Origin of the sequence: Wolbachia endosymbiont of Madathamugadia hiepei, assembly GCF_013366855.1 — a bacterium.
In the GTDB taxonomy this organism is placed as follows: Bacteria; Pseudomonadota; Alphaproteobacteria; order Rickettsiales; family Anaplasmataceae; genus Wolbachia.
Genome location: NZ_WQMP01000084.1, coordinates 1 through 4323, shown reverse-complemented (window position 1 = coordinate 4323; position 4323 = coordinate 1). Strand labels below are relative to the sequence as shown.

At 38.4% G+C, this 4323-nt stretch carries 3 protein-coding genes; 2 read left to right on the top strand and 1 reads right to left on the bottom strand.

Going from position 1 to position 4323, the window contains the following annotated elements:
* Positions 1-51: 51 nt before the first annotated feature.
* Together GO685_RS05740 and sdhA are read left to right on the top strand one after the other, a co-directional pair.
* The gene (locus tag GO685_RS05740; RefSeq protein ID WP_281356220.1) at positions 52-177 is read left to right on the top strand and encodes a hypothetical protein; all 126 of its coding nucleotides are present in this window, start codon (positions 52-54) and stop codon (positions 175-177) included.
* Positions 150-1955, top strand: coding sequence for a succinate dehydrogenase flavoprotein subunit (sdhA, locus tag GO685_RS03625; protein ID WP_175937615.1), 1806 nt, complete (start codon positions 150-152; stop codon positions 1953-1955). The genes GO685_RS05740 and sdhA overlap by 28 nt, the downstream gene beginning before the upstream one ends.
* On the opposite strand, the gene GO685_RS03620 is transcribed toward sdhA, so the two are convergent.
* Positions 1952-3991: an ankyrin repeat domain-containing protein gene (locus GO685_RS03620; protein ID WP_175937614.1), complete on the bottom strand. Its 2040-nt coding sequence runs from the start codon at positions 3989-3991 to the stop codon at positions 1952-1954. The two genes, sdhA and GO685_RS03620, sit on opposite strands and share 4 nt — an antisense overlap.
* Positions 3992-4323: the final 332 nt, after the last annotated feature.

Below are 4323 nucleotides of genomic sequence, written 5' to 3'. Positions count from 1 at the left end.
CAAGACTGCTGAGGTTTTTATGGGTTTTTTAAACTTCGTTGGTTCTCTCATATGGCTTCTCTAAAATTTTGTTCACAGAGACTAGAAAACTTGTATGGATTTTCTCCACTTCTGTGGTATTATAAGCCTGTGGTCATAAATGAGCAAATATGGATAAATCAGCGTACAAAATCATAGAACATGAGTATGATGTAGTGGTAGTGGGTGCAGGTGGAGCAGGACTCAGAGCAACGCTTGGAATGGCTGCAACTAACTTTTCAGTTGCTTGCATTTCTAAAATTTTCCCTACACGCAGTCATACGGTTGCAGCACAAGGCGGAATTAGTGCGGCTTTAGGGAATATTGCTGAGGACAATTGGCGCTGGCATGCGTATGACACAATAAAAGGTTCAGACTGGCTTGGCGATCAGGATGCAGTAGAATATATGTGTAAAAACGCTGCTAAAGCTGTCATTGAGCTTGAAAACTTTGGCGTACCTTTTTCACGTACAGAAGATGGTAAAATATACCAGCGTGCCTTCGGTGGAATGACAACTCACTTTGGTAAAGGAAAACCAGCGCAACGCACCTGTGCAGCAGCAGATAAAACCGGGCATGCAATCCTTCACACTCTATATCAGCAGTGTCTTAAGTTCAACGCCGAATTTTTTGTTGAGTATTTTGTAATTGACTTAATCATGGATAACGAAACCGGTGCATGCTGCGGGGTTCTTGCCTGGTCACTATGCGACGGCACACTACATAGATTTCGCGCACATTCGGTGGTGCTAGCAACAGGTGGATATGGGCGTGTTTACTTCTCTGCAACGAACGCGCATACCTGTACAGGCGATGGTAATGGCATGGTGGTAAGAGCTGGATTACCGCTTGAAGATATGGAATTTGTGCAATTTCATCCAACGGGAATATATGGTTCAGGATGTTTGATGACGGAAGGGTGTCGCGGCGAAGGCGGGTATCTCGTTAATTCCCAGGGCGAAAGGTTTATGGAACGCTATGCACCAAAAGCAAAAGACTTGGCTTCTCGTGATGTGGTAAGCCGGGCAATAACAATTGAAATTAGAGAAGGTAGAGGTGTTGGCCCGAAAAAAGACCACATATATCTAACTATAGCGCATCTTGATCCGGAAGTAATAAAACTGAGACTTCCAGGAATTAGCGAAACTGCAAAGACTTTTGCAGGGGTTGATGTCACTAAAGATCCAATACCGGTCATCCCAACTGTTCACTACAACATGGGTGGCATTCCAACCAACTATCATGGAGAAGTAATTACGCTGAAGAAAGGTAAGGAAGAAGTCATAGAAGGATTGTTTGCAATTGGAGAGGCTGCATGCGTTTCTGTGCACGGTGCAAATCGACTTGGCTCTAACTCGCTTCTTGACCTTGTAGTTTTTGGTAGAGCTGCAGCGTTCAGAGCGAAAGAGAAGCTAAAGCCTCATGCACCGCACAAAAAATTGCACTCAGGTTGCACAGACTGGATAGTTGATAGGTTCAATAAAATGCGATTTGCTTCTGGAGAGCTAAGGGTATCGAAAATACGCAGCGAAATGCAGCACACTATGCAAAAATATGCATCTGTTTTCCGAGTTGCCGAAGTTTTAGAAGAAGGTAAAAAAGCTATAAAAGAAGTAGCAAAAATGATGCCTAACATTACAATTGAAGATCGCAGTATGATATGGAACAGTGATTTAGTTGAAGCGCTGGAGCTTGCTAACATGATTCCACAAGCAGTCATTACCATGGAATGCGCAGCCAATCGCGAAGAAAGCAGAGGCGCACATGCTCGTGAAGATTTCCTAGAGCGTGATGATAAAGACTGGATGAAACACACTATAGTGTGGCTCGAAGAAAAGAAAGGCAAAACCAATGTAAAAATTGATTACAAAAAAGTCGCCGAAAAAACCCTGAGCAATGAGATTGATTTTATTGCCCCGGAGAGAAGGGTTTATTAGTTGGCTGTAAGCTCTTGCGACTTCTCGTGAGGCTCAATGTGTGTGTCACTCATTCGATAATTTGGAGGGCTTTCAGTGAGTTTTGATTTATCTGATGACTTTTGTTGATCATTGTCAATAAGGTTCTTCACCTTGTCAGTTGAATCTTCAAAAAGTTTCTTAATACCGCTAAATCCTAAAGTTAAAGTAAGACATATAACTCCAGCAACAGCTATGATAGGAATAGCTGCTCCAATTCCAACCTGACCCTGAAAAAATGCAAACGCTGCCATTGCAATTACAGTAACTGTTATTGCAATTGCTAACAGTTCGCGGATTCTACTTGCTGGATCTATATATTTTGCAACAGCAGATAGTGCTTTTCCTGTATTAGATGTACCTTTTTTTATACTAGAGTCTACATTTTGTGCAGTACTCTGCAACCGCCCCAAAAAAGTTTTGATGTTGTATTTTTTCTCAAGTTGCTCTTTGGTTTCTCTAGCTTTTTCTTGTACTGTGTGTGGAGTCTTACGATAATCTTTTAAATCACGTAAAACTAGATAGTAACTGTCAGTATGGAATTTTTCATCTTTTAAATCCAGAGAATCAGGATTAGCACCATTTTGTAATAATGCCGCACAAAACTTTGTTGTATTGCCATAATTAATTGCTGAATCAAAAATTGTGTTCTTTTGTGAAAGGTGTTCGCCTTTTTCTGCCTTTTTTATTAGCGCTACCTGTAGGGGTGTTCGTTCTTCTTTATTAGTGGCACTTATAGCTTCACTCAGCTTCTCTTTAGGTACTGATCCTTTTTCCACTAAACTTGAAATCAATTTCAGGTATGTGACTTTTTGTTCTCCTTTGAGTGAAGCAATATAGTGTAGAGCATTATTTCCTTCTTTATCCTGAGCAGTAATATCAGCACCATTTCGTAGCAATAGTTCTAGGGTTTTATACCTATTTGTTTTTTCAAATTTTCTGTCTGTACATGATCGATCCTCACTCTTTTCTTTTATATGCTGAAGCAATTGATGAAGAGGTGTTTGCTCCTTTTCGTTTTTATTTTTAGCATCCATAGCCTCTCTTAATCGATTGCCAGGTATTTTTCCTCCTTCTACTAAATCTAATATTAGATTCAAGCATGTAACTTTTTGCTCTCCCTTGAATGAAGCAACATAGTGAAGAGCATTATTCCCTTCTTTATCTTGAACAGTAATATCAGCACCATTTCGTAGCAATAGTTCTAGAGCTTGACACTCACTAGTATCTTTAAAATCTTTTTTAACTATATTTTGTATTTTTTTCCCCAACGAAGATTTTTTACTCTTTTCTTCTATACGCTGGAGCAACTGATGGAGTGGTGTTTGACCGTTGCTATTTTTACCGTCACCACTTTTATCATTTTTGTCATTTACGGCTTTTATAAATTGTTCTTTTTGACCTACCTTCAGCAATATATTGAGGAATTTGAGCCTTTCTTCTTTCTTTAATTCTGTAACTATTAGATGTAAAGCGTTGCCATCTTTATCTTGATTAGTGATGTTATAACCGCTTTGTAAGAGCTTACTAAACTTCTCTTTGTTATTCTCTAAAACTGTTTCATGTAGTGGATAACCATCGTAGATAGTTTCAGCAGCTTTAATCATTACTGAATTTTCTGTTTCTGGATCTAAATCAGACTCCCCTACTGACTTCACTATTTTTTTAAAGAATTTGCGATAATATGTCTTTTGTTTTTCATCTAGACTTTGTAACTCTTCTTTATACAACCTTAAACCATTAGGACTGGCTCCATGCTCCAGCAATTTTACGCGGAACTTAAGTGTGTTATCGTTATCTTGGATTGTATGAGACCCATGTTTTCCTTCTTTTATTTTGTCAATTAGTGCCACCTGGAGAGGAGTTTTTTCTTCCTTATTTTTACTATCAACAAGTTTTGCTAAATCTTCTTTGTTAATGACTTCTTCACCGCCCAGTCCACTATCAACAGTCACGCTACGAGTTTTTAGATAACTGACTTGTGAATGCTTCTGTCCTTCATTCTGATTTATATGCATACCAAACCCTCAATATTAAAAGCTATATACCTTCTTGGTTGCCAGCGTTGATGCTTTTTCTGCTTGGACTGACAACTAAAATTGAATTAGACTTCTAAACTGAGCTAGATGTTGTATGTGTAATCGAAGTATAGGTAGAAAGGTAAAACACTAGTTTCTATTGGAAAGTTTACTGTCATAGTTAAACCTCACTTTAGCATTTATCTACTATTTTAACCATTTAATCTTAAAAAATAATAAATATAGCTAGTCTCTGTGAAAAAAGTTTATCATGAGAAAATAAGGAAAGATGTAGCAAAAACTGGTAGTTTAACTTAGCTACAAATAGAGAA